Annotated in this window: 24 protein-coding genes and 1 riboswitch; of the genes, 1 reads left to right on the forward strand and 23 read right to left on the reverse strand. The window is 43.1% G+C overall.

What is annotated here, in order from left to right:
- Positions 1–3 precede the first annotated feature (3 nt).
- The 21 genes from PT964_RS15670 to PT964_RS15770 all read right to left on the reverse strand — a co-directional run bounded on the left by PT964_RS15670 (position 4) and on the right by PT964_RS15770 (position 22358).
- Entirely contained in the window at positions 4–525 is a 522-nt protein-coding gene (locus tag PT964_RS15670; protein WP_274364302.1) for an NfeD family membrane protein, read from the reverse strand.
- A 211-nt stretch (positions 526–736) separates the two neighbouring features.
- The gene (locus tag PT964_RS15675) at positions 737–907 is read right to left on the reverse strand and encodes a hypothetical protein (RefSeq protein ID WP_274364303.1); all 171 of its coding nucleotides are present in this window, start codon (positions 905–907) and stop codon (positions 737–739) included.
- Positions 908–979: 72 nt separating this feature from the next.
- Positions 980–1062: riboswitch (cyclic di-GMP riboswitch) on the reverse strand.
- 116 nt (positions 1063–1178) lie between these two features.
- Complete coding sequence (locus PT964_RS15680) at positions 1179–2666, reverse strand: L,D-transpeptidase (protein WP_274364304.1); 1488 nt, start codon at positions 2664–2666, stop codon at positions 1179–1181.
- A 252-nt stretch (positions 2667–2918) separates the two neighbouring features.
- A complete protein-coding gene (locus PT964_RS15685; RefSeq protein WP_274364305.1) occupies positions 2919–3428 on the reverse strand; it encodes a VanZ family protein in 510 nt (169 codons plus the stop codon).
- Between the two features lie 10 nt (positions 3429–3438).
- A complete protein-coding gene (locus PT964_RS15690) occupies positions 3439–4383 on the reverse strand; it encodes a hypothetical protein (RefSeq protein ID WP_274364306.1) in 945 nt (314 codons plus the stop codon).
- A gap of 431 nt (positions 4384–4814) precedes the next feature.
- Complete coding sequence (locus PT964_RS15695) at positions 4815–6197, reverse strand: sugar phosphate nucleotidyltransferase (RefSeq protein ID WP_274364307.1); 1383 nt, start codon at positions 6195–6197, stop codon at positions 4815–4817.
- Between the two features lie 32 nt (positions 6198–6229).
- Complete coding sequence (locus PT964_RS15700; protein ID WP_274364308.1) at positions 6230–6994, reverse strand: sulfite exporter TauE/SafE family protein; 765 nt, start codon at positions 6992–6994, stop codon at positions 6230–6232.
- Between the two features lie 19 nt (positions 6995–7013).
- The gene (cysC, locus tag PT964_RS15705) at positions 7014–7670 is read right to left on the reverse strand and encodes an adenylyl-sulfate kinase (RefSeq protein ID WP_274364309.1); all 657 of its coding nucleotides are present in this window, start codon (positions 7668–7670) and stop codon (positions 7014–7016) included.
- 61 nt (positions 7671–7731) lie between these two features.
- Complete coding sequence (gene sat, locus PT964_RS15710) at positions 7732–8916, reverse strand: sulfate adenylyltransferase (RefSeq protein WP_274364310.1); 1185 nt, start codon at positions 8914–8916, stop codon at positions 7732–7734.
- Entirely contained in the window at positions 8913–9776 is an 864-nt protein-coding gene (locus PT964_RS15715; RefSeq protein WP_274364311.1) for a PHP domain-containing protein, read from the reverse strand. Before PT964_RS15715 ends, sat begins: the two co-directional genes overlap by 4 nt.
- Before the next feature lie 31 nt (positions 9777–9807).
- On the reverse strand, positions 9808–10824 hold the full coding sequence (locus PT964_RS15720; protein WP_274364312.1) for a sulfotransferase: 1017 nt from the start codon (positions 10822–10824) through the stop codon (positions 9808–9810).
- A 40-nt stretch (positions 10825–10864) separates the two neighbouring features.
- Positions 10865–12307, reverse strand: a complete 1443-nt coding sequence (locus PT964_RS15725; protein ID WP_274364313.1) for an MATE family efflux transporter — start codon at positions 12305–12307, stop codon at positions 10865–10867.
- Between the two features lie 106 nt (positions 12308–12413).
- Complete coding sequence (locus PT964_RS15730; protein WP_274364314.1) at positions 12414–13196, reverse strand: putative capsular polysaccharide synthesis family protein; 783 nt, start codon at positions 13194–13196, stop codon at positions 12414–12416.
- A 33-nt stretch (positions 13197–13229) separates the two neighbouring features.
- A complete protein-coding gene (locus PT964_RS15735; protein ID WP_274364315.1) occupies positions 13230–14312 on the reverse strand; it encodes a glycosyltransferase family 4 protein in 1083 nt (360 codons plus the stop codon).
- A 25-nt stretch (positions 14313–14337) separates the two neighbouring features.
- Complete coding sequence (locus PT964_RS15740; RefSeq protein WP_274364316.1) at positions 14338–15582, reverse strand: O-antigen ligase family protein; 1245 nt, start codon at positions 15580–15582, stop codon at positions 14338–14340.
- Between the two features lie 20 nt (positions 15583–15602).
- On the reverse strand, positions 15603–16313 hold the full coding sequence (locus PT964_RS15745; protein ID WP_274364317.1) for a sugar transferase: 711 nt from the start codon (positions 16311–16313) through the stop codon (positions 15603–15605).
- Between the two features lie 27 nt (positions 16314–16340).
- Positions 16341–17231: a UTP--glucose-1-phosphate uridylyltransferase GalU gene (gene galU / locus PT964_RS15750; protein ID WP_274364318.1), complete on the reverse strand. Its 891-nt coding sequence runs from the start codon at positions 17229–17231 to the stop codon at positions 16341–16343.
- 314 nt (positions 17232–17545) lie between these two features.
- Positions 17546–18244: a CpsD/CapB family tyrosine-protein kinase gene (locus tag PT964_RS15755; RefSeq protein WP_274364319.1), complete on the reverse strand. Its 699-nt coding sequence runs from the start codon at positions 18242–18244 to the stop codon at positions 17546–17548.
- Positions 18225–18983: a YveK family protein gene (locus PT964_RS15760; protein ID WP_274364320.1), complete on the reverse strand. Its 759-nt coding sequence runs from the start codon at positions 18981–18983 to the stop codon at positions 18225–18227. The genes PT964_RS15755 and PT964_RS15760 overlap by 20 nt, the downstream gene beginning before the upstream one ends.
- A 64-nt stretch (positions 18984–19047) precedes the next feature.
- Positions 19048–21492 carry an S-layer homology domain-containing protein gene (locus PT964_RS15765; protein ID WP_274364321.1) on the reverse strand — a complete coding sequence of 815 codons (2445 nt, stop codon included), beginning with the start codon at positions 21490–21492 and terminating at the stop codon, positions 19048–19050.
- A gap of 89 nt (positions 21493–21581) precedes the next feature.
- Positions 21582–22358 carry a tyrosine-protein phosphatase gene (locus PT964_RS15770; RefSeq protein ID WP_274364322.1) on the reverse strand — a complete coding sequence of 259 codons (777 nt, stop codon included), beginning with the start codon at positions 22356–22358 and terminating at the stop codon, positions 21582–21584.
- Positions 22359–22668: 310 nt separating this feature from the next.
- Between PT964_RS15770 and PT964_RS15775 the strand changes: the two genes are divergently transcribed.
- Complete coding sequence (locus tag PT964_RS15775) at positions 22669–23040, forward strand: helix-turn-helix domain-containing protein (protein ID WP_274364323.1); 372 nt, start codon at positions 22669–22671, stop codon at positions 23038–23040.
- A gap of 69 nt (positions 23041–23109) precedes the next feature.
- Here the strand turns inward: PT964_RS15775 and PT964_RS15780 are convergent, their stop codons facing one another.
- Together PT964_RS15780 and PT964_RS15785 are read right to left on the reverse strand one after the other, a co-directional pair.
- Complete coding sequence (locus PT964_RS15780; protein ID WP_274364324.1) at positions 23110–25341, reverse strand: DUF4434 domain-containing protein; 2232 nt, start codon at positions 25339–25341, stop codon at positions 23110–23112.
- Between the two features lie 238 nt (positions 25342–25579).
- On the reverse strand, positions 25580–25930 hold the full coding sequence (locus PT964_RS15785) for a YkgJ family cysteine cluster protein (protein WP_274364325.1): 351 nt from the start codon (positions 25928–25930) through the stop codon (positions 25580–25582).
- Between the last annotated feature and the right edge of the window lie 230 nt (positions 25931–26160).

Here is a 26160-nt window from a genome sequence, read left to right on the forward strand (position 1 = left end):
TAGTTACATCGATTCCGTCCATCTGCACACTCTAACGACTTGATCCTTCACGTCGATGGCCAGCACCTTTTCTCCGGCCGAAAGCTCGGTTTGCTCCGCGCTCTCGGCAATCGCATATACGTTGCCGTGCCCGAACGTAAACGCTGCCTCTCCGTACCCTTGCTTAGGAATCGGAATCGTGACCTCGCCGATTTTTCCGGGGAGCTCCGTGATGGAATAAGCTATCGAGCTTTCCGCCTCGCTCATCGGCTTTACGTAGAAGAAAAACAACACAATCGAAACAAAAACTGCCGAAAGAAGGGAAAGCGCCGCAACAAGTACGGATTGGAGCGAGCTGTATTGCGTAAGAAGAATGCCTGCGCCTCCGAATACGACAATGCCGCTCATTACCGAAGTCGGGTTTAAGAAGTCGGGAAGGAAATCCAGCAAACCGTCAATCCATCCTCCCGCCACATTGTCGATCAATACAAACGCAACGGCGGTTACGGCCCCGGCAATAAAGCAAAACCAGTACAGCTCGATCATGCTGATTTCTCACGCTCCCTCTCATCGATCGGTTATGCGTCGTTCCTCCTATCTTCATATACGAGCGGGACGGGAATAACGTTGCGCCGGATTTGCAACAATTTTTCCCATAACGAATAAAAAGACAAACACGAAAAAAGCCCTCCCCCGGCAGAAATAAGGAGGAGGGCTCTATACATGCCTGCCATTAACAATTATTCGTGGAGGACGATCAATTCGCCGCTTTCGTTTGTGGAGGAAGAACCGCTTTGGATAATTGCAACGTTTCGATCTGGGATGCCGAGTCGTAACGATTGTTAAACGTGATCCATTTGTTATAATCAACGCCTAAATAAGCTAAAAGCTTCTCCACCTCTAGTACGACTTTTCCTTCGGAACGCATACAAACACCCTTCCCCCACCACGTTTTTCCTTATTCGGTGAAAAAGAAAGACCGTTCCAACTATCGCGCATAGTCGGAAAGGCCGGTTGCACCACTAGCTCCTCGCGTCCCAGGTGCCCAAATACGGAACGCAATTCAACGCTTCCATTTCTTAGTCTTATTATAATAAGGCTTGTCACCCAATGTCTGTCGGAACATGTAAGCGTTAATCAAAAATTCATAGGAGCTTTTGGTGCTCCTTGTCGAATAAACCAATATTTTCTAACTATTCTCAACCTAACCAGGAAAACTTATAAAGTTCGGCCCTTTCTTTATGATTCGGCAACACTACCGGTTGGATCGCACTAATATGAGATAATATGCCGTACGTCTCGGGTATATTCGACTGTTTTTCCGAAATGTGAACCAATGTTCCTTTCGGCACCAGCGGGAATAGTTCCGCGACGTCCTCGTTAAGCAAGCGCACGCATCCCAAGGACCGGTTTTCTCCTACCGAACTTGGATCCCCCGTCCCATGCAGAGCGAAGTTGCCGAAAGCAAGACCTGCCTTTCCGTATACCCCCGGCTTTTTGCCTTCCGGATCGAGGACGCGCGTATCAATCGAAAATTCGCCGTCCGGTGTGCTGTTATTGCGGCCTAAACCTACTTTCTTCTCGCTTGCGATGTAGGACCCGTTAACTAAATATAAAGAATGCTCACTCTTATCCACTACAATTTCAATCGGATAATAAGGAACTTGCTCAGGCAAATTCGGGCGGAATACGTCGGCGATTTGCGCTGCACTCGGTTCGTATACCCAGCCGCCCGTTCCGTCATATGAATAGATAACACCGGAGTTACCGGTAATCGGCTCCATAGGAATGAAGCTCAAATAATTGGCCGGAAAATCGTCCAGGAGCTCCTGAACTTGGTCCGGGAGCTCCCCGTGATCGTTTTTATATTGTAAAAGGGCCGTTCTCACTATGTTTGCTCCAAGTTGAATATAAGGTGCGAGGTGGTCTATTTGCGGATTCCCGGCGGCATTTTGATCCATAAATCGAATTTTGACGCTCGAGTCGGTGTCCGCATGATATTCGGCGAGGACGAACGCTTTCTTTTTGAGGGCTTGGTTTTTTAGGGGCAAGGGTTCCGCAGAAGCTACATTCGATGACGAGTACAAGCCGTAAAGTTGAATATGTAACTTCGGGTTATCGGAACCGAGGGCAAGCGCTTTAGCGTAGAGCAGTTTCTCGACTTCCGGGGCAGGCGTATCGTAAGGGATATAAATCAAAAAAGGTTTATCGGTGGTTTCGTACACGACGTCCATATCGACCGAAGACGGCAGTTGTTTGATAAGTAGGGTGCGGATCGGTGTGTCGAACAACATGAACAGCAATGCGATAATCGAAACCAGTAATGCGACGGACATAATGATGAGTGCCGCCTTCCGATCGGACGGCGAAATATGCCCCGAATTCGGCGCGGAGGCGGTCTGCTCAGACTGCAGTCGTCTCAACTCCGACTTCGCCTTGTAGTAGTAAGGTGAATCCGTTCGCATGCACTCTATAAAATGGTAAGACGCCTTTTGCTTATTGTTCATTTTCATATATTTAAGCGCGATGTTGTAGTGTGCCTCCGGGGATTTCCGATCCATGTACTGAATAATTTTTTCGTAGTACAGCGGATCGTCCGGATTGATGTACAAGTTATTTTTGAGCGGGACGATCTGCTTTTTCACATGGCTTTTGAATCTTTCGCCTTTGGCACTCATTGGCTTCATACTTCCCCCCATTCGGCACTAGATGGGAAACCGATAAGCTCTCAGCTCGGCTGCTTCTGCTCATCCGTGTATGCTGCCGCGGATTCCGCGCATTTTTCACCGCATTCCCTGCATGTTCCCAGGCGGTACGAGTACTTATAATAACCGGTTTTGAAGCATTTGCCGCCATCCTCGTTGTTCATTAATTTTTTGCAGCAAATACAATACATGTATTTGTTCATTACATTTCGTATTCTCCCTGTACTATTATTTTTAAAACTTTATTTTATGACTGATGTTTTTAGTAATGAGCAAACCGACTGCCAGTCCGATGCAAGCTCCCGTCAAGTCTACTCCTACGTCCAGGATCGTTCCCATGCGTCCGGAGGACGCGGATTGATTCCACTCGTCCAGCATGGCAATCAACGCTACGAACAAAAGAATAATGAGAACTTTCCAGATCCATTTTTCTTTGTAAGGCAGCAACGCGATTGCAGCCAGGAAAGCCAGTGTCGCGTACGTGAATATGTGCGCCGATTTCCTTATTAAAAATTCCAGGAAGCGATAAGGCTCTTCTTTCGCTCTGATATGGATCGTTTGATAATGGATCGTTATGTCCGGCAATGATTGTTTGACGCTTTTCTCCGACAGGCGCGTTGAGAGGAAAGGGATCAATGTTTGTTCCTGGTAAGGCTGCGAAGAGAAATAAAAGATGATGCCGATCCATAGAAGGACCGGCAGAATGAAAAGTATGCTCATGTATTTTACACGTTGTTTTCTCATAAATGTCCTTTCAGCTGTGGTTCATGATCCGGTTGAACGCGTTAGTCCTTGCTTCGCTTTTTTTCTTTTCGTACTGTTTCTTCCATGCCGCGAGTTCCTTTTGTCCCTTCAGCTTTTCATCGGCAAGCTCCTTTTTCGCCTGGTCGACAATCTCTTGGAAAGAACCGTCGCAAGCCGTTTCCGCCTCAATAATTTTATTTTGCAGCTTTTCGTCGATTACTTTGGGGGTCAGCGGTTTGTTTTCCCGATTCGCTTGGTCGATCGCTTCGATGACTTCGTCGGTTAGGCGATCCACCTTGGCCTTGCAGCTGTTGTGCAAAGCCGTTAAGCGGTCCTGGTATTTGGCGAGGATCTCCGTTTTTTGTTTGGTTTGTTCATCGGTTCCAGCGGGTTCTGCGCTTGCAGGCGCTTCTTCGTCCTCGTTAGGAGTGCCGGACACCGGCTCTGCGACGTTTTGTCCCTTCTCGGCCAACTCTTTCTTTATTTTTTCTCTTTCTTTGGGATCTGACACCCCAACAAGCTCAATCGGATAGTCGGGATTAAGAATAACTAAGTTTTTACCGTATTTTGTAGTAATGGATCTCAACGCCGAAATCTCATCTTCAGACAATTTCTCTAATAGAAGGTCACGTATTTCCTGTTTCTCTTCTACGGACATCTTAGTTTCAGATTGACCTGTTAGATAAGATATTTCTCGGAAGCTTAGACCGGAATTAAGCAGGATCGAAGCGGCATCCAGCGCATCTTGAGCGTCAACCGGCTTTCCCGCTATACGGCTTGCTTTATCGATCGTTCCTTTAATAATTGAGGGAGCATCTTCCGTAGTATTCTCTTTGCCTTGCTGCCGTTCCACAATATCTGACAATTTAGCCGATTTTATTGTATAGTAGACGTACCCTGCTCCGCCTAATAATAATATGAAAACCGCTAAACTTGTCCATCCAATCCATTTCAAAACCCTTTTTCTCCTGTTACCGTTCGGTTTACGTTTTTGTTTTGTCATTATTTCTCCCATTCCTTTGGATAATTTTGCGCTTCAAATAGTTCCTGCGATTGTATTCTTTCACCTTCTCTTTATTTTTGGCCCGCCAAAATCGGTAGTACTTTGACTTTTCCTTGCTATTTTTTTCTTCCCGATGTTCTACCCGCACAACCATGAGACCTATAAGAGATGAGTTTAAACGAATGAGCAGGTCATACGCCTTCTTTTTCCCGTATATAAATAGGTAGTTTTTCCCCCTATAGCTAATCGCCCATTTAGAATTGTATTTTTTATTTGGCAAAACAATGAATCAACTCCCCGACAAGCACATACGTCTTTGTATTAAATTGAGAGCGGGCAAAATTGATGCCCGCCACGGCTGGAAAACCTTCAATTATATTGTATTAGTAGGATGTCGCTAATTTCCGCATAATTTCTTCCCAAGAAGTTTCTAATCGGACAATATCATCTTCAACCAATTCGCTTCCTTGTTGAACTTCTATTAACTCAAGATCTTCATCAGCTCGTATACTATGTCTGGCGCCGGCTGGAATGTGTAAAACATCTCCCATCTTTACAGGATACAGCTTTTCATCCAACATCAACTCGCCCGAACCTGAAATGATCGTCCATACTTCATTTCGTTTCACATGATATTGGTAACTTAAATTTTTTCCCGCATAAATGCAGATTCTTTTAGTTAGAACTTCTCCGCCATGGTGGATCTTACTGTAATCAAGCACTTTATACCAACCCCACCGGCGTTCCTCATACATCGGACGTTGCTCGATTTGCTTATTGACTTCCTTTATTCTAGGGCTCGCATCCCTGTCAGAAACCAGTATTCCGTCAGGGCTACTTGCAATTATCACATTGGATAATCCGATAACCGTCACGGGAATTTCCAATTCATTTATTAAATAAGTATTATTGCAATCATTAGCAATAATACCTTTACCGATATGGTGATTCGTCATTTCGTCCGTTAATGTGTTCCATGTCCCAAGATCCTTCCAATAGCCGTTATAAGGTAAAGCCACAATCCGTTCCGATTTCTCAACTACAGCATAATCGAAGCTAATCTTGGGCAATCGTGTGTATTGCTTCAGCATTTCTTCATATTGAATCGGCAGCCCTTGACTGATTAGATGATTAATTAGGAAATCGAGTTTAAACGCAAAAACCCCGCAGTTCCAAAGCGCTTGTTGCTCAATCAGTTCCATCGCTTTGTCTTCGCGGGGTTTTTCAGTGAAGTGGCTAACTTCAATATACGGTTCTTGTTGACGATCCACCTCAAAATGTTGGGGTACGATGTATCCGTATTTCTCCGATGGGTATGTCGGTTTTACGCCTACCAGCGCCAAATCAGCGCCGGAACCGTATACCACCGACTTCAACTGTTTAATCTTTTCAAAAAAACGATCCTCCACGTAAGGATCTACAGGGAGGATCGCAATCACTTCATTTAGGCTTACACCCAAAATGGAGTACAAATACGTTGCAGCTAACGCGATGGCCGGATACGTATCACGCCTTTCGGGTTCGATGATCGTCGGAACATCGAATCCTAGTTGACTTTGCAAGATGTCAACTTGTCCCGAACCCGTTGCAATGTATGAATTATTTAGTAAACCTGCCATCCTCAATTGACGCCACACACGCTGTACCATTGATTCCGGTTCATTATCAGGGGAAGTCAGTACTTTTAAAAATTGTTTGGAACGGCAATCATTCGAAAGAGGCCATAACCGTTTGCCTGACCCTCCGGAGAGTAGTACAAGTTTCACGCGATCACTCCTATACGCAAATTGCTTTACCGCTATATAAGTTTAATGCCGCTTATGAGTATGAGCGCTGCCATAACCGTGCGAAGCGGTCTTGAAGGAACTTTGGCGCTTAAAGTACTTCCCAAGAGAACACCAGGAATGGAACCGATGAGCAAATTAAATGCTAGAGCGTAGTTCACATGGCCAAGAGTCGCGTGCAGAAAACCTGCGACTGTAACAAGAAAAAATGCGTGAGCGATATCGGTACCTACCACTTCGGAAGAACGCATCCGGAATAAATAAATGATTGCCAAGGCAAACAATGATCCGGATCCGATTGATGTCAAGCCGACCATAAACCCAAGCATAACGCCTATGCCAATCACAACCCATTTCTTTTCTTCTAAAGATTTATTCCGCCAATAGTTTCCTAGGGTTCCTCGCTTAATGAATTGCTTCACTAAAATCGAGGAAGCCACAATAACCAACATGATTCCAAGAGCCGTTCGAATAACATGTTCTTGACTGTCGAAAAAAACTTTAAAGATTTTTAGGAGACCTACGGCAACCGCTGCCCCAGGAATGCTGCCGATTCCAAGATACAGGACAAGTTTCCATTGAATTGTTTTTTGCCGCCAATGTTGAAACACTCCGAAAAGTTTTGTAACCGAATTGTAAAATAAATCCGTGCCGACAGCGATTGTCGGTTGAATCCCGATAATGATAAGCACAGGCGTAAGAAGAGCGGCACCGCCCACACCGGTTAATCCGACAAGAAATCCGACTAACAGACCGATAATCGATATAGTAATATCCATTCGATATCCTCAACTGCGGTTAAACGTTTTGCACTTTTTTCAGCAACAGTTTTTCCGGTTGATTCGTGCCCGTTTCCAAATAACCGTTTTCTTCCAAAAAATTCATAACCATCTGTACAGAATAGCTTAACGGCTGCTTATCGGACTCAATGATGAGCTCGGGACTTACCGGCGGCTCATATGGGGAGGAAATTCCCGTGAATTCTTTGATTTTTCCTTCTCTTGCTTTTTTATATAAGCCTTTCGGGTCACGTCTCTCACACTCTTCAAGTGAACATTTTACGTATATCTCTATAAACTCATGCTGATCAACCATATTTCTGGCCAGCTCTCTGTCTTCCCTGAATGGAGAGATAAAAGCCGTAATTGCAAAAAGCCCCGCGTCAACAAACAACTTTGCCACTTCGCCGATTCTGCGGATGTTCTCTTTCCGATCTTCGGGACCAAAACCTAAGTTTTTGTTTAATCCATGTCTAATATTATCTCCGTCTAACACATACGACCTAATGTTATGGTTGTAAAGCTCTTTTTCGACCGCGTTAGCTAAGGTAGATTTTCCGGCACCGGAAAGTCCCGTAAACCATAACACGCAGCTTTTATGTAAGTTTTTAAGTTGTCTGTCAGCTTTCGTAATATTTGTTTCATGCCAAACAATATTTGTCGCTTTCAATTCCATATATCCCGCTCCTCTAATTTTCATAATAAAAGACCCGCCTAATTAGGCAGGTCTTAAATTTCTATTCATCTCTCATTCCCCGGATCAACACTTCGGCGACTTCTGGCCTTGTAAATTCAGCCGGGGGGACTTTACCGCTCCGTAACATTTCCCTTACTTTCGTACCGCTTAATACTAATCTATCCTCCATACCATGAGGACATGTTTTTGTAGAAGCCATGTTACCGCATTTCGTGCAATAAAAACTATGCTCAAAAAACAGAGGTGTAATCCCAAGTTCTTCTTTAGTAAAGTTGCTAAAGATCTTTTGGGCGTCGTATGTACCATAGTAATTGCCTACACCGGCATGATCCCTACCTACAATAAAATGTGTACAGCCATAATTTTTCCGAACTAATGCGTGAAAAATTGCCTCCCTTGGTCCTGCGTAACGCATAGCCGCAGGAAATATCACCAATCTTGTGCGGTCTTGCGGATAGTAATTTTTAAGAAGAACTTGGTAGCTTTCCATACGAATTTCAGCTGGAATATCGTCCGATTTCGTTTCTCCTACAAGCGGGTTCAGCAGCAAACCATCGACGATTTCCATTGCTGTTTTTTGAATATATTCATGCGCGCGGTGAACGGGATTTCTTGTTTGAAAGCCGACAACGGATCTCCACCCTAGCTTCGAAAACATCTTTCTTGTTTCTGCAGGATCCATGTAGTAATCATCGAAAGGATGATGCGATGGCCGATTCAACATATACACAGGACCCGCTAAATAAACTTCGCCTTTTTCAAACACTTTTTGTACTCCGGGATGAGCCGGGTCTGTTGTGCCGTAAACGTTCATTGCTTCAAACTCTTTATCGTAAGCATATTTGTCAGTGAGAAGCATGATTCCGTAAATGTTATCGTTGCAGTCGACGAGTGCAACCTCCTGCCCGATATTCAGCGTATCGGCCTCTTCTATCGTCACAGGCAAGGTGATCGGCAAACTCCAAACGGTCCGATTTGATAACCGCATTTCTTTAACAACGCAAAGATAATCTTTCTCCTCCATAAATCCGGTTAGAGGACTGAATGCGCCTATTGCGATTAACTCAAGATCGGATAAACTCCACGGCGTTAATTGCACGAAAGGCAGATGTTTGGCCAACTCCAGCAACCGTTGACGTTCATAACCTTGGGGCACCCTGTTTATCAAATGTCCTCCGTGCGGTTCAATCGTTGAACTTACCTTTTCTTGAATATTTGTATTCATCCTACACATTCCTCCATTTTTTCGAATCCAAAAACTCCAAGCTGATGTTCGTCGTTGTGAAAGTCGGAACCACCTGTCATAATCAAATCAAACTCTTTAGCCATTTTTTTATAACGTTCGTTATCTTCTTTCGTTTGCTTTCTATGCCATACTTCGATGCCATCAAAATTAAAATTGCTTAGCAATTCTCTAATAAAGTCATCATCACCTGTTAAAATGGGATGGGCCAGCACGGCGATTCCACCTGACTGGTGGATAAGGTCTATTCCTTCTTGAGGGGAAATAATTACTTTTTCAATTGCGCATGGCTTCCCATCCGCAAGATAGTTATCAAAAACCGATTGATAGTCGGATATATAGCCCTTTTTTACGATTGCCTTGGCAATATGAGGGCGTGCTATTACGCCGCCTTGGCTAAATTCTCTGATATCATCCATTGTAATCGGCATTTTGATTTCAGTGAATTTCTTTATGATTCGAAGAGCCCGATCCTCTCTGCCATCGCGCAATCCGATTAGCACATCATTAAGAGTATCGTTGGCAGAAACATTATAGCCGAGAATGTCTACACTTTTCCCATCGTATTTGGTACTTAATTCGACTCCCGGGATTACTCGCACCCCAAATTTTTCTCCTGTTCTTTGTGCTTCTTCTATTCCAGCAAGGGTATCATGATCAGTAATTGCTATGGTTTTAATTCCAGCTTCACTTGCTTTACGTACCATTTCGGCGGGCGAATAGATTCCGTCCGATGCGTAAGTATGTAAATGAAGATCAAACGGTTTAAGCTCCGTTAACAGAGTCATTTTATTACCTCCCTTAAGTAATTTAGCAGGCTCAGTTATCACAGCATTAGTCATTATCTTTCATCCTCACAATTTAGAGCTAAATTCAATCGACTTCCCACGTTTGGTCATCATAATATTTTTTGCTTAACTCATAAGTTTTAGATTTTATATGGTTAATCTCCTCGACTGTTAATCTATTCTTCCATTCCTTAACTAATTTTTTGCTATCTCTTCTTAGTTGGTGAGTTTGATTGTTTTTTGCTTTTACCGGATTGTTTTCGTTTGTTAACTTTATTATTTTTCTTTCAATTTTTTCATTAAAGTTCATTCCGAGTTTTTCATACAACATTCTAAAAGTTTCAACAGGCTGGTTACTTAGGTCTTCGTGCTTTACGATAATAATATTTTCATGCTCCTCTGCGTATCTGAATAAGATCTTATATATACATAGCCAAAGTAACGTTCCTTGTTCTATAATGGATGCGTTTTTATAATGATTTATTCTCGCTAATTCTTCTTCAAATTCTTCTAAATGATCTTTTAACAAGTCATGTTGATCCAAAAGATTACGGAAATTAAAGTTCCATCCTAATCTTTTTAGACTAGAAACAAAACCCAAGGGATGCCTTATCGTTACAATTATCTCCATGTTAAAAGTCTCATGAAGATATTTACTGGATAAACATGCGATAGGATCTTTAATTAACAATCTTTTTATACTCGGATTGAATTTTGCTAAATAGAACAGAAATTGCCCTCTTGATTTAAATAGCAGCTTAAATATACTTATCGGTAAAATCTTCATACTAAAGTTTTTTATTAAAAATTTTATTACTTCAAAACGATTTTTAACCGGTACTTTTCCTTTAGGGGTCTTAAATGGCGTTATTTTATAGTTAGCGGTTTTTAAACTTAAAATGTTCGAAAACACTTTGTCATATATTTCTTTTTTTCTATTACGTATTGTTACATATTCAAATTCCCGTTCAAACACCCTAAGGCCACATTCACTATTAAATGGTTCTTGGATATAAGCTGTCCTTTTGTCGAAACTTAATACTTTTCCAATGAAAGTTGTTCCGGACCTATGTATACCCGTAACTAATACCGCTCTTTTCAACTTAATACCTCCTGCAGCAAAAAAATCCCATACGTTATATTTATAAATTTGCTTTGACCCTTGAACTCAGGAATATTCTTCTCACCTTATTTAACCTGCTTAACATATAGTTCTTATCGGTCATATTTGGCGAAAAGACAAACTGTAAAACAATCGATACCCCGGCTATTAACATTATTAGTAAGTATTTTATAAATACTGCTATGACTAACAAATAAACAATTTGATAAACTAGGAAAAGTGCGATTGACCAAAAAAGAATATAAAGCAATTCTTTAAAGGAATATGGGTAGAAATTAAAGTGCTTTTTTATTTGCAACAATCTTAAAGCATTGACTGATATTGTTGTAATTAAAAGCGTTATTGGCAGTATCAGTGCCCCAGCATTTAAAGAATGCAACAGAAGGGTCATTATCAAAAATAAGAATAGGGAGAAAATTAAATTTTTGAATTCCAATTTTTCTTTTTTTACCATTTGCAGAAAATTGCTATTAGGTCCGGCAACTACATCAAAAAATGTTGCAATAGCTGTTATTACTATTACAATTGAAGCATTGATGTAATCTTCCCCAAAAATCAAAATAACAATTTCCGGGTAACTAACTATCATCAAAAAGGCAGGCATAATAAGGAACATTTGCCACCTTGTTGCATTCTTGTACGTTTCACTTAATTTTTGATTATCGCCGATACTAGAATATTTAACGAAATGGGAAAAAAAGAGTTTATTTGTCGGTCCTGCAAAGAAAAAAAGCATTTGTCTAACTAACAAAGCTATATTCAGATAGCCGGCTTGTATGGCCCCAAAGAATATATATTGTAGAACTTTCGGAATATTAGTATATATATTGGATGAAATTTCAATGAGCTGGAATGTAAACAATTCTGTATAGACTGGTCTTTCTTTATGGTAATTTTGTGCTTTAAGATCCTTCCATTTTTTTTTGACTGCCAATTGAAAAGCAATACTTAATAAAAATCCCAAAAAATAAGTTGCAAGGATAAACATTAAATCGAACTTCTTAAATATAAAAAATCCGGCCATCACTATTATTAAAATCGATATTCTAAACACAATATATTCTGCAAGCAAAGCGTATATCGTCTTTTCGATCCCATACAAGACAGCGTTTAAGTCCATAAATAAGAACATCAACAAGGAGAAAACAGCAATATAAATTATATTCCCATCATCGCTAATATAACCGAAACCTAACAATAATACAGATGTTGGAATTGCATAGAAAAAGAGATATTTTTTATTAAAATTATTTAAATCAAACCCTAAAGATGTGTATTTAACCGAATGCTTAATTTTCCCTCCAAATAAAACAAAAAACAGTAATGACCCGAAACTTACCACAAAGGTTAATTCTCCATATATTTCGCTTCCCAATTTTCTTGCTATAAAACCGTTAAAGATCACTTCCGACAGTGCCCCAAAAATTTTAATGAATGCTGCGTAAATAAACTGACCTAACATGAAAGTGCCTCCAAATAACAAGAGTCAATATCAAGAGCATGGAACCACTAAAAAAGTGCCAATTTAGTTTGGCACTTCAAGGAGGACACATGGTTATTATCTTTATTCATGATATTTTCAGCTTTAGTACATTTTCTTCAATCTCTTTATCAGAATAAAAGTGTTTGGTAAATTTTGAATTGTATATTTTATCAACGAAATCTTTTTCGAAAATAATCTTGCTCTTAAAATCCTTATATAGGTCATGATATTGCTTTTCATTGGCTTCATTTCTATTCACAAGGACACTAATCTTAAGATTCATAAATTTATTTAAAGCCTCAATACCTATTTCTTTAATTTTCTCCATTTTAAATACTAAGATCTCAACATTATCAGCCTTGCTAATTATGTAACCCTTCTCTTTATCGAAGTTAGAATTATAAACATCATAACCAAACACCGCTTTTAATTCTTTATCAAACCATGTCAATGGATAGTCATGCATGTAGTTCTCAAAGAAATGACGAATTAAAAAATTTACGTCATTGTTTCCTTTATTAAGTATGTCGCGGTCATGTTTGTCGATTATTTGAAAAAACGACGACATATTCCTTTGTATGGGATCTCGAACAACTGTTATTATTTTTATTTTTTTATTCTTTCTAGCCATTTTTAGAAAAAGTGAAATGATGTACGACTTGATATCATATAAAGATTTTTTCTTTCTATCATTTTCCCTTTTAAAATTTAGTTGGTGAATATGAATGACCGGAGAAACACTATGAGCTTCTAACGTTGCTTCGATTGTAGTTGTCCCGACCTTTCCCATTGTATAAACTAATACAATTTCTTTTTTCAGTAATACCCCCAGTAATTCTTTAATTGATTTTATAATTTTATATACCATGGTTCATCAAGCCTCCAGATTAATATTTAGTTTTTAGCTGCCAAGCACGTTTGTATATATATGCATTAACTCTTTTGCCATTTGCTTCGGTGTATACTCACGGGAATACTTACTTAGACTTGCATCAGCCAGATTATTTAATTTTTCGTCATTCCGATAAATCTCTAATATCCTTTCTCCCATAGAAATATAGTCTTCCGGTTGAACTAAATAACCTGTGACCCCATGTTCCACCATTTCCGACAGACAACCTACATCTGTGGTGATCACGGGCCTCCCATAAGAATACACTTCTGGAATTACCCCGCTTTGTGAAGCGAATGTATAAGGCAATAAAACAACTTTTGAATTAATAATAAGATCTCTAATCTCATCATCCTCAATAAATCGGTTCATAATTACCAAATTGGGGAGATCCAAAGGACCATTATAGTACTTAGAAATATCCCCTGAACCTGCTAAAACAAACTTTATATTTTTATTTCTTTTATAAACATATTCCGCCGTTTTAATAAAATACGGTATACCCTTATATCTTCTTATTCTGCCATATAATAAAACAAAACCTTCCGGATTAATTTCATATGGTTTAGTTGCGTGTTGCTTAAACTCACCAAGCCTTATATTGCTCACATTATAGACTTTTTTTTGCTCAAGCATGTTTTTATGGCCTTTTCCGAAAACAACAAGATGATCAGATAAACGATTAATAATTAAATTAACATTTGCTTGTTGAATTTTTGTTACCTTCTCGCCTGGTTGAGTAATCGGATCGTGTATTGAATATATTATTTTTATCTTTTTTTTGAATAACATCGCAATAACGTTGTGCCATGGATGATGAGTAGAAGTGAAATGAATAATATCGGGATTGATTTCGTTAATCCTTTTGATAATTCTAAAAAGATTGAGAAGATCGAAAGTTCTTATTTCAATTAACGGTCTTTTAGTTTTGCAAAAATTGTATAACATATAATTGTCTTGCTCTTGATTTTTTTTATAAAGATGATTCCCGAATAAGTGAACTTGATGCGAATCCATTAGCTCTTCCGCAAGATGAACAGCATGTTTTCTTAATGAAGGAGCATCAGTTAAGGATATTAAAACAATTTTCATAATGTATCCTTCTCCAGTTCAAATATTATGTGCTTATTTTAATATTTTTTTCGTTATCAAAATTTACCCCTTGGTTTATTACCCAGGCTAAAATCAACATTTCAAGGCACCCTCTAAAAAGCGTCTCTCTATAAATAAAGCAAAGTGCAAGAGAAACAACATAAATAAGAAGTGCAAATTTATAAATTGTATTAAATTTTGTTTTAAACACTTGAACAACTAAAAAAACAAAGAAAGATAAATACATAACAATTCCAAAATAACCAAGTGAGAAAAGAACAGTCAGCCATACATTGTGAAATCCAGTAACGTCATTTGTTTTACTATACATATACGGAGTTGTATCAAAATTAAATATAAAGTCATTTACTGGTATTATACTTTGAGCCCTTGCACCAAACCCATAACCAAACATTTGATTTGAGATACTGCTCTGAGATAGAAGTTGTGCAACGTATGCATTTTCAAAACTTCTTCTTCCCAATGATTCTTCAAGACGTAGCAGCTCACTTATCGAAGCAGTAATGTATCCATAGTTAACCCATATTACAAATAGGCAAAAACTAAATATAAATGCCATTGCAGAAAATCTTAAAAGCATGTTTCTTTTTTTCAGGTAAATGGTCAGCCCAAGAACTGATATTACAGAAAAATAAACCATCATGTAGCCTCTAGTGCCGGAAAGCAAAACGCTGATAATAGTGAGTGAAATTATCAGGAAAAAAAACAACACATATAATTTATGCTTCTTTAATCTGTTTAATACTAAAATAAATAATGGAATAATTGGAATTATAAGACCCGCTCCGATCGGATGAAAATTTAATATCGCTCGTCCGTTATTGCTGCTATAAAGAAAGACCGACATTAAAATATCAAACAGAATCGCCGCTAAAATTATCCAAATTATGGCTTTGATACTTACTTCAGCAATAAAATTACGATTGATCGCAAAATAAAATAAAGGAAAAACAAAAAATAAAATAAAAGTGGAAAGAACTTTGAATGGATCATAAGTAAAAAAGCTAACAACGAGTACGGATACTAAATATAAAAAGAAAAAATAATGAAATTTATTAGTGATTATTTTTCCTTTATTGAGAAAGATCAGTACGACGCAAACGAAGAGATAAGCTGGAAAAGGTACATCATATTGTTTATAAATATATAGATTTACAGTAAATACAACTGAAGCTGCCAGTACTGGAAGAATAAGACCCCTTTTTAAAAAATAAACTCCAAAAGGCACTAGATAAAGTAAGAGAAACATCTTATCCTCCGATATAAGTTTTAATAAGCACCTTGACGTTTTATCACCTGAATAATTGTTTTCAAAATTATTTTAATATCAAAGATGAAAGACTGATTAGATACATAAAATATTTCTAAATCTACTCGCTCCGGATAACCTACCCCGCTCCTACCGCACACTTGCCAATACCCTGTTATTCCGGGTTTTACAGAAAGAAATTGGGAAGTCTTTTCCTTGTACTCCTCTAGTTCTTCACGCACTACTGGCCTTGGCCCGACCAAGCTCATCTCGCCCTTTAATACATTGAATAATTGCGGCAATTCATCGAGACTCGTTCTTCGAAGGAATCTGCCAATTTTCGTTATTCGTGGATCCTCACTTGGCTCCAGTTTATAATTGTTTTCCACATATTTTTTATATAGTTCCGGATCAGATAAAAGCCTCTCTTCTGCGTTTGACACCATAGTACGAAACTTGTAAATCTTGAACATTTTTCCTTTTAGCCCTATACGATTTTGAGAAAAAAAAACTGGCCCGCCGAGGTCTGAGAATATAATCATAATAGAAAGTGCCAGAAGAATCGGAGAAAATATTATTAAACCAAATAAAGATCCTACAATATCAATTGCTCTCTTGGAAAATAAATAACTGTACTCGGCGTACGGACTTCGATTCGTCTCTACAGGCAACTGATTGATCTGACTTATCGCAATAGCATTTCCATTGTCTTTAACACTAGGAAGACTCATCGAAAATATCTCCTGCCCTTCCTTCGATTACCCGATTTCCCTATGCACTATATTCCGGTACACATAAGATTCCATTGCCCGCAGCAAGTCGCTGCGCAGCTCATCATCCCTCATCGCAAAATCAAGCGTCGTCAAAATAAATCCGAGTTTCTCCCCAACGTCATAGCGAATCCCCTCGAAGTGATATGCATTGACGCCTTGCAGATCATTGAGCTTCTGAATTGCATCCGTAAGCTGGATTTCGCCGCCTGCGCCTTGCTCTTGGGTTGCAAGAATTTCAAATATAGCCGAATCCAATATGTATCTACCCATGATCGCCAGATTCGAAGGCGCAGTCCCTGGGGCCGGCTTTTCAACAAAACTATTCACCTGATAGAGGCGACCGTTCTTATTCAGCGGATCGATAATCCCATAACGCACCGTTTCCTGCTCAGGTACCGGCTGCACGCCGATGACCGACTTACCTGTCGGCTCATACTGGCGCATCAATTGCTGCAGCGCCGGTATCTCCGCATGGACAATATCGTCACCCAACAGCACCGCGAACGGCTCGTCGCCAATAAACCTTCTTGCGCACCATACGGCGTGGCCTAATCCTTTCGGCTCCTTTTGGCGAATATAATGAATATCGACGGAGGCAGGCCGCCGTACTTCCTCCAGAAGCTTCAGCTTCCCTTTTTCGAACAAATTCGTCTCAAGCTCGAAAGCGTTGTCAAAGTGATCCTCAATCGCTCGCTTCCCCTTTCCGGTGACGATAATAATATCTTCAATTCCAGCCGCTACCGCCTCCTCGACGATGTACTGAATGGTAGGTTTGTTGATGATCGGCAGCATCTCCTTGGGCATTGCCTTCGTTGCCGGCAAAAATCTCGTACCTAACCCGGCCGCTGGTATGATTGCTTTTCTGACCCTTTTCAACCGAAATAACCTCCTATAAATAAAACTCATAAAAATTTAAAGTTTAGATGAAATCTCCAGATCTAACGGCTTCGCAAGAAACCGCCACATCTCGAGCTTTTATCAACATCAGCTGTAAAAGCTGCGGGGCATCAAACCCCACCTCACGCCACACCACCGACGATCAACGTCTAAGGTCACGAGAACCCACAGCATGGCCGAGTGCCTACAGTGATAAAGGTACAGTAGACATTACCTATTACATCACAAAATATTATAGGTATTTCCTATAAAATATGACTATGAAGCTCCATTTCGAAGTTGTTCCCTCGAAATTAGTTGCTTTCTTGTTGCTTGCTTTCGTAATAGTAATACTGGGCGTCAGTTTTTCTGCGCTTCACGTTGTTTAGTACGACACCTAGCAATCTGGCTTTCACATGATCTAATCCTGTCTTTACTTTCATAGCCGCTTGACGCTTTACTTTCCCTGTTTTCACAACCATTAATACTCCGTCGCACTTGGCGGCCACAATCAGAGCGTCAGCCACCACAAGCGACGGCGGCGTATCGATAATGACAATGTCGAACTTCTCTTTTAAGTCGACAATGAGTTGGGCCATGCGGTTGGAAGCCAACATCTCCGCCGGGTTCGGCGGTATCGGTCCCGATGTAAGAACCGATAAGTTTTCGATATGCGTATCTGCTACCACTTCAGAGAGGACTGTACGGTTTGCAAGAAGATTCGTTAAACCGTAACGATTATCTTTATTAAAAATGCGATGAATCGTCGGTTTGCGAAGATCGGCATCTACCAGAACGACTTTCTTCTCGACCTGGGCAAATGCCGCGGCCAAATTCACGGCTGTCGTCGTTTTCCCTTCTTCCGGTTGGGAAGAGGTAATCATTATCGCCTTAATTTCTTGATCGACGGAAGAGAACTCGATATTCGTTCGCAGCGTCCTATACGCCTCGGATATCGGAGATCTCGGGTTAATATCCATGATCAACGGACGTTCAATGATTGACCGTGGCATACGGCACCTCCCCTACTTTCCGATCGGAAGCTTTCACTTTTCTCGGATGTATATCCTTTTGCTTCATTACAGCGATTACCGCTAACGTCGGGACGCCGAGAAGTGCCCCGATATCTTCTTCCGATTTGATCGTATCGTCCAAATATTCAATGAGAAACACGACGCCTATCGAGAACATGAATGCTGCGACGAAACTTATGATGATGTTTAAAACCGGATTCGGCTTTACCGGTTTCGGGTTTTTTATCATTTTCGCTTCATTTAATATTTTCACATTATCGACTTTCATGATCGTCGGAATGGATTGCTTAAATACCTTAGAAACCGCGTTGGCAATATTCACAGCCTTTTTGTACGAATAATCCTCAACCGTTATCGTCATTACCTGGGTATTGTTTACGGAACTCACCTTTACTTTGTCTATGAGTTTCTCAGCCGTGAGCTTAAACTCCGGATGCTGCTCTACAACCTTATCCATAATGGCGGTTGTTCTAATGATTTCTTTATAAGTTGAAATTAAAAGGATATTTGCGTTCATTTCACTTACATTTAACTGCTGGATGATTCCGGCGTTATCGTCCGATTTGTTCACAATAATCTTCGTCGAAGCTTGATAAACGGGCTGCATAAAGTAATAACTTACAATTGCTGTGGCAGTGCATGAAACAATAACGACAAGAGCGATGAGCCAAAGCCATTTCTTAAGGATCCTGCCGTAATCCTTTAATTCGAGTTCCATCAGTTACCTCCATTGCCCCGATTAGGGGATCCTCCTCCGGTAGGAGGAGGATCATCGCGTATGATTATTTGCTGTTCAATACACGGTACATGAGAACGGCCGCTTGAGCTCTTGTCGCATAGCTGTTCGGATCGAACACCCCGCTGCGAACTCCTTGCATCAGTTCTTCCTTCACCATGAGCGCCGCCCCCGCTTTGAGGCTCTTCGGAATTTTATCCGCATCTCGGAACGCGCCCAACGTCTGGTCAATGTTCTTCGCGTCATGGAAATCTTTAACGCTCTTAAGGGCGCGTGCCGTCATTGTCGCCATCTCCGCACGAGTGATCGGCGAATTCGGATCGAACGTTTCGGCGGAGCGGCCGGTTACGACACCGGCCTTAACGGCAGCCGCAACATAAGGTGTAAACCAGTCGCTATCATTTACATCTTTGAACCGATGAGTAGCTTTGGCGTCCTCCAAATGGAACATTACGACAAGCATCTTTGCGAATTCGGCGCGAGTCACGTTCTCATTAGGGGCGAATTGCCCTGCGGACCGTCCGTTAAATACGCCTTTCGCAGCCGTTACTTCGATCGCCCGGCCTGCCCAAGCCGCCACCGAGCCGACATCGTCGAACGTCACTTTATTTTCGATGACAACGTACGTGGACAGACTGTTCCTTTCTACTTCAACATATCCGCCGCTGCTGTCGAACATTCCGCCCACAACCTGCGGTTTGCCGTCTACGATCTTGACCGCAACAAGCCGTTCTTGATCGAACCCGTTCGGATTTTTCACCGGCATCCGAAGCAGCAGAGGCTTGCTGAATGAGGTGATCAGTTCGCCGTTCTCTCTCACTTCCAAATCGTATACATCCGAGCCAATTGCAAACGATGTGGCGTTGGAAGCAACGGAAGGGTCGAGCTTGCTAATGGACAGCGACACATCGCCGGTGAACCCGCCTGACGTATCCAAGGACAAACCGACTCCGTTGAAGACACCGGTTATTCTTCCGATCCCATAGGACGCTGCAGCGCTCATCATATCCTTCGGAATCGTCAATTCCGAGGCGTCTCCTTCGCCGATATACAATGTCATCTCAACAACCGCAGGTTTCATACTCGGGTCGATGGATGCCAGCATATCATTTAACATTTTCGCCTGCTCCTGGATCGTCTTCATCAATTCCACAAATTGCTGCTTATCTTGTTCGCTGAACTTGAGCACTTTCTTGCCGTTCTCTTCTTTAACTAAGCCGGAGAGATCGACGGTCGCAAGCTTTCGGATTTCGGCGGCAACGAGATCTCTTGCCTCTCTTGCGGCTTTCTCCGCCAGATGAGCCTTCTGATCTTCCGAGAGCCCCGACGTGTTTTGCTCGAATTGTTTCTTCAGATCGCTTATTTTTCCTTGCAAATTCGTGATGGTTTCCGGAGGAATCGTCGGAAGCTCTATTTTAGGTTGAGTCGGCGTTGGAGTCGGAGCTGTAGTCGACGGCGAAGTCGGTGTCGGGGTCGGCGTAACGCCTCCACCGCTGTTGGCCGTTAAGGTTACATCGTGCTCCAATATTTTTTTCACGATAAACTTCGTTTCCACTTTGACCCTAATCGATGCCGTTGTATTGCCGCTCTTAAGAATGAAATTGCCGTTGGAATCGACGGTCACCTTGGAGCTTTCCCCGCTAACGATCGACCAAGTTAACACGCTGTTCGGCACAAGCTTCTCTAAAATCGTCAGCTTTGGAGTCACCGTCCGGCCGTCGCCGCTAACATCGTATGAAAACCGCGCTTGCGTTTTAATATAAGCGATGGCAAATGCGTCTCGCGCTTTTTGCTGCGGATCGGTATATCCCCCCAGACTGTTCTTGGCGGAAATTACATCTCCGGCGGTAATGCCGAGCCCGTTCAAAATTTTAGCGAAGGTTAAGGATTGGCCGATTGTGCCGCTCATCACCTCTTCAACCGATTCGTTAATCAATGTGGAAACTTTGGATCGATTCAGGCCAATGGCTAATAGTTCATCGCTGTTCATCGATTGGAGCTTTCCTTTGAAGCTATTCTCAACCGCCGTGTAAAAATCGATGATGTCGTTGAAGCCGATTTCGTTCAACCCGCCTGACACTCCGCCCAGCTGGGCCAGTTGATTCATCAGCTTCCGGTAATCCGCATTCGTGCGGATCGCTTCCAGCTTGCTTAAATCGGAATCGTAGACGATTCCGAATTTCGAAATAAATTCGGCGATCTTAGCTTCCGTAACCATGTCGTACTGGGCCGGATCCGACGCCTCGTTTTTCTTGCTCGAAATTTTCGACCAAATGTTTTGGATTAATTCGGGATGGCCTGCTACTTGGACCCACTTGTCTCTTGCAGCCCGTACGTCGGCGGCGTCCGCCGGATCCTCCAGAAGCTTGCCGTGAATTTCTTGCAGCTTCGCAATAAACGGAGCGGCTGCTCCCGGCAACGCTGCAGCGTACGCTGTGCCTGCGAAGCGCAAGCCCGATATCCCGGATGTATTCCATCCGTTCAGCGGCACTGCCGCTACGCTCCCTAATACCAAACTTGCTGCTAAAGTTGATACTGCGACCTTCTTTTTCAACACGCTGATTCCACCTCAACTATTTATTAACTCTTTATTGCAAAAAATCGGGAGAAATGAATTCCGGACAGTCTGACCGGCTGCATTTTTTCGATCGACCGGTTTGCGACCAAACACTCGGCATTATGTATGTAGTAATTGCTGTACTGATTGCCTAGGGAATCACGGATCATTTCATAGGCTTCTTTTAATTGAAAGCCTCTGCTTGCCGCATGATGTGCATCCGATGCTACAAAATGAATCAAGTTCTGCTTGCATAACCGGAACGAAAGCTTTTGCAGCTTTTTGCCGAAATAACCGGTTATGCTATGCGCTGTTAACTGGCATAACGCTCCTCGCTCTACCAAATCGAATAAAAGATCCGGCTTCTTGACAAAAGCGGCGTTTCGTTCCGGATGCGCGATGACGGGCGTCAGCCCCATGACCTGCATTTCATAAAACAGATCGAAGATCGGTTCCGCCAGCTGATGCTGTGAAATCTCGATCAACACGTATTGGCTGCCGGAAAGAGGGACCAATCTGCCTTCCAAGTAATCCTCAACAAATTTGCTGTACATTCTAATTTCTTGGCCGGCCAATACGGTGAGAGGAATGCCGGCAGTTTGCAGCGTGGCGTTTAGGCTTCTGACCGCATGATGCACAAAGTACGAATCGTTATGGTAGAAACCGTCCGCGTGATGAGGCGTTGCAATGATCGTGCGGATCCCTTGATCCACTGCATGCCGGGCCATGTCCAGAGCCTCCTGCTCGTTGCCCGCACCGTCGTCAAGCCCCGGCAAAATATGACAATGGATGTCAATCATCACTGCCCTCCTTATTTCTAATCGTCAGTGCATTTTGATGTAAAATGATGTATGATTAAAATTGTTTGGTTATGCTTCGCGCCGAGAGGTAGTCGCTAGAGAGGCAGAACATGGAGCAAGCGTACCGGAACAAAGGCACACAATTTTTAGAATACTGAATTCTTTTTATGGTACTTTGATACTATTTGTATCATTTATTTTCACTTCCTTCATCCTATGATACACTTTGTATCATGTCAAGTATATTTTTTTTAGTTTTGTCGTTTTTCCTCAGATTGTTGAAAAGTAAAGAATTATGAAAGGAGCCACTATGAACACTAGCGGAGAGCGGATATCTGCTTTGAGGGAAAAGCTGAAGCTGACGCAAGGAGAGCTCGCTAAGCAGCTTGATATTACCCGCGCTTCCTTGTCCCATTACGAGAATAATAGACGAGTACCGGATTATGATACACTCCGCAAATTTGCCGATTTTTTTAACGTTTCGGTAGATTATTTAGTGGGACGTGAGGAGCAACCCAATCAAACAACCGACGCGGTAGTTAAAGAGTTCACGGAAAGCCTGGAGCTGTCAGACGACAAACTGTTGGAAAAGTTTACGTTGACGGTAGATGGGAGGGAATTAACACCTGAGGAGGCAAGAAGGTTCATTGCCTTTATACGAGCGGAGCGTTCGCTGAATTAAGGGAAATCTTCTAACGACATGAGGGATATGCTCACAAGCATATCCCTCATGACTACACTTTATTGATTTCTATTGCACAATCCATAATTCGTCAATCAGCGACCACCGCCGCGGCGTATCTACCGTCACCTTCACATACCGTCCGGTAACCGGCACGCCGCTTTCCAGACGATATACGCTTCGGCTCTCGTACGTTTCCGCCGGTGCCGCCGACGTGCCGACCGGGGTAAATGCAGCCCCGTCGTCAGAAACGGCGTAGGATACGGAAGTCGGAAGCGTGGCGGCCTCCCATTCGCCGTTATAGAACGAAGCCGCAAATTCGCGCATCGAACGCTTCGAGCCGAGGTCCACGACGAACGAGTACGAGGCGACTCCGACTCTTCCCTGCCACGCCTCATCCGAAGCATCCGCAGTTGCAACCGCGCCGTCGGTAAGCTCGGTCCCGCCCGCATCCGGAACAGGCGCGCGCGCTTCCGTCGATGACGCGTACGTCTTGTTCAACGCCAGATTCACCTGCGAATATTGCTCGATTTTCAGTTCGTCGGTAAACGTCCATGCGTAAGTCGACGACGTGATCAACATCTTGACGTACTGCGCCTCCACGGGCTCGTTCAACAGCAAGCCATAAGGCGCGGATGCAAGATCCGGAGCCGCCGGGCCGAAATTCAGCAGGCGAAACGGCGACTTCCCGAGAGACCTAAAGTTCACGTTATCGTCCGACACAAAAAACTCGACGGATTGCGGAAGCTTGATCGCCGACTGGAGGTCCTGGAAAAAATCGATGGACATGCCGTCGATTCGCTGCTTGGATCCGAGATCGACCGTGTATGAATATACAAGCGCCGTCCCCTCCGTCGAACGCCCCTGCCATTGCGGGTCCCAGAAATAATCGGCTCCGTAAATTCCGTTCGTCATTTCCTTGCCGTCCGTATCCGGGTAACTGGGACTCGCCGGCGACGAAACGGTGTAAGACTTATGCAACGCCAAGTTTACGGAGGAAGGCGCCGTTGTGACTTGCAGACTCTCCGACAATGCGGAACCGTATCCCGATGCGCCGAATGCCGCCACTTGGTATGTATAGGTCGTTCCCGACGTTAACGAATAATCCTGGAATCCGGGAGTATACGTTCTGCCTGCGGGGACTCCGTCGCGATAGATGATATAATAGAACGTATCGGGAGAAGCATCCCACGCAAGCGAGATCATATCGGTTCCTTGCTTCGGCGAAACTAACCCTAGAGGTATCGCCGGGCCCGAAGGATCGACGGTGCCGGTCTCGTAATAATGCTTGAACGCTTCATGGAAAATCGAGCTGTTTCTCAGCTTCGGCGCTTGATAGTGGTCGTAGGAGAAGGTCACGATGTTATCGACATAAGGCTTCAGCCGTGTCATATGATCGACGATATCCTTCGTCGTCATCGGTTCGGCCACCCATGGAGAAGTGTTGATCGTATGAAACGTCTCGACATCGACCCAAAGCCGCGTAGCCGGATGCTTGTCGACAACCTCCTTCGTCAGCCGAAACCATTCGACGACCTCTTCGGTCGTATGATAGGCGCCTCCCAATCCGTCTTGAGGAATCAAATAGTCGATGCTTGCGCCGCCGAGAATTCCGTCCCACGTCTTAATCCAAGCCGCGCTGTTTTGCTCGAACGTTTGCCCGCAATTTCTTTCGTTCCAAATCGCCGGCGCCAGCGACAGCGTCGTCCCCGTGTAGGTGTGGACCAGATCGGCCAAGGAAGCGTACCTTTCCGTCAAGTTCGCAATCGAAACGTCATCCTGATAGCTGCAGTTTTCCATCTCGTTCGGGAAGTAAAACCCGGCCAACGAGGCGTGCCGGCCGTAATTGTCCCAAAGCTCCATAACCATAAGCTCGCTGTAACGGAACAATTCATCCAGCCATGGCTCGTTCAGCGCATGATGCTGATACCAATCGTCGTTCACATTCGTGCCGAGCCATACTTGCATCCCTAACGAATCGGCGGCCGTGAGCAAGTTTTCAACAGGATCGCCCGCATAATTCCCTTCCTGCGTCAATCCGGGAATGGACGTCGGGTAAATCGTCTGCTTGCTTCTCGTATCGGCGGTCCATTGCAGAATCAGCAGCTCGTTCCCTACTTCTTTTAAATACCCCAGTTCTTCCTTCCAATCCTCTACCGTCCATTGATAGGATACATAAGGCTGAATAAAGCTGCCGTACGGAACCGCCGTAGCGTTCGCGTTTACGCGAGGCGCCGCTGAAGGCGCGGCAGCCAGGACGAGTATAACGGCAAGCAAGCCCAGCAACGCTTTCTTCATCATTCGTGAGACTCCTCTCCTATTACATTGAGTACGATTCGCTCACTCCACCCGACGTTGCGCTATCTCTTTCGGCTATAAGACGAAATCACCTCCTTATTTAGGAAAAATATTCCTCTATACATCTAAAGAATAAAAAATATATCCATTCATATCAATGAGAACAAAGACCTAGATTGAATGAAATAAGACGCCCCGCAGCCTATTGACACGACTGCAGCGACGTCTTGAAGAAACCCGTTTATTCGAAATGCTTCCACGTAAAATCGATCGATAATATGCCCGCCGGCTTCTCCGGCCTCCGATGCTCCATCGGCTTTACCGCCGCCTCCGGTTTGCGGAAGCAAGCCATTCCTTGGTAAAGGCCGAACATTTTGCAAACCTCGGGTCTTGCCGCATAAATTCCGCAGCGGTCCCGTTCCAAATCGAAAAATATGCAGGTGCCGGGGAACCGCTCTTGCTCCTTCAGCTGTTGCCGTTTCTTATCGGGCATCGCTTTCACGCTCTTCTTAATTCTCTTGTATTCTTGTTCGGTTACCGGTACCGGGCCGCAGCACAAGCCTCGGCAGCCTTGACAGGGAAGTGTGTTCATTGTTCCTGGTCGCCACCTCATCATCCGTAATTGGCATCAAACCCACTTGACACCTGTAAGAAAATATGATATAATGAACTTCGATTTTTCGCCATTCAAATTTACCATAATTACCGGATGAGGACAACTTTTTTTTCATAGATTTCGGAACGCAAGCGAGCAGGCTGACCACAGCCTGCTCGCTCTTTATGTACGCCCAGCATGGGCGTCATCTCTAGGGTGAAAGTCCC

Origin of the sequence: Paenibacillus thermotolerans, assembly GCF_028745515.1 — a bacterium.
In the GTDB taxonomy this organism is placed as follows: Bacteria; Bacillota; Bacilli; order Paenibacillales; family YIM-B00363; genus Paenibacillus_AE; species Paenibacillus_AE thermotolerans.

Bases quoted from the DNA above. Each gene is read 5' to 3' on its own strand.
- PT964_RS15670 (WP_274364302.1), bottom strand. From the start codon at position 525: ATGATCGAGCTGTACTGGTTTTGCTTTATTGCCGGGGCCGTAACCGCC.
- PT964_RS15675 (WP_274364303.1), bottom strand. From the start codon at position 907: ATGCGTTCCGAAGGAAAAGTCGTACTAGAGGTGGAGAAGCTTTTAGCT.
- PT964_RS15680 (WP_274364304.1), bottom strand. From the start codon at position 2,666: ATGAAGCCAATGAGTGCCAAAGGCGAAAGATTCAAAAGCCATGTGAAA.
- PT964_RS15685 (WP_274364305.1), bottom strand. From the start codon at position 3,428: ATGAGAAAACAACGTGTAAAATACATGAGCATACTTTTCATTCTGCCG.
- PT964_RS15700 (WP_274364308.1), bottom strand. From the start codon at position 6,994: ATGGATATTACTATATCGATTATCGGTCTGTTAGTCGGATTTCTTGTC.
- cysC (WP_274364309.1), bottom strand. From the start codon at position 7,670: ATGGAATTGAAAGCGACAAATATTGTTTGGCATGAAACAAATATTACG.
- sat (WP_274364310.1), bottom strand. From the start codon at position 8,916: ATGAATACAAATATTCAAGAAAAGGTAAGTTCAACGATTGAACCGCAC.
- PT964_RS15715 (WP_274364311.1), bottom strand. From the start codon at position 9,776: ATGACTAATGCTGTGATAACTGAGCCTGCTAAATTACTTAAGGGAGGT.
- PT964_RS15725 (WP_274364313.1), bottom strand. From the start codon at position 12,307: ATGTTAGGTCAGTTTATTTACGCAGCATTCATTAAAATTTTTGGGGCA.
- PT964_RS15730 (WP_274364314.1), bottom strand. From the start codon at position 13,196: ATGGTATATAAAATTATAAAATCAATTAAAGAATTACTGGGGGTATTA.
- PT964_RS15735 (WP_274364315.1), bottom strand. From the start codon at position 14,312: ATGAAAATTGTTTTAATATCCTTAACTGATGCTCCTTCATTAAGAAAA.
- PT964_RS15740 (WP_274364316.1), bottom strand. From the start codon at position 15,582: ATGTTTCTCTTACTTTATCTAGTGCCTTTTGGAGTTTATTTTTTAAAA.
- PT964_RS15745 (WP_274364317.1), bottom strand. From the start codon at position 16,313: ATGAGTCTTCCTAGTGTTAAAGACAATGGAAATGCTATTGCGATAAGT.
- PT964_RS15755 (WP_274364319.1), bottom strand. From the start codon at position 18,244: ATGCCACGGTCAATCATTGAACGTCCGTTGATCATGGATATTAACCCG.
- PT964_RS15760 (WP_274364320.1), bottom strand. From the start codon at position 18,983: ATGGAACTCGAATTAAAGGATTACGGCAGGATCCTTAAGAAATGGCTT.
- PT964_RS15770 (WP_274364322.1), bottom strand. From the start codon at position 22,358: ATGATTGACATCCATTGTCATATTTTGCCGGGGCTTGACGACGGTGCG.
- PT964_RS15775 (WP_274364323.1), top strand. From the start codon at position 22,669: ATGAACACTAGCGGAGAGCGGATATCTGCTTTGAGGGAAAAGCTGAAG.
- PT964_RS15780 (WP_274364324.1), bottom strand. From the start codon at position 25,341: ATGATGAAGAAAGCGTTGCTGGGCTTGCTTGCCGTTATACTCGTCCTG.
- PT964_RS15785 (WP_274364325.1), bottom strand. From the start codon at position 25,930: ATGAACACACTTCCCTGTCAAGGCTGCCGAGGCTTGTGCTGCGGCCCG.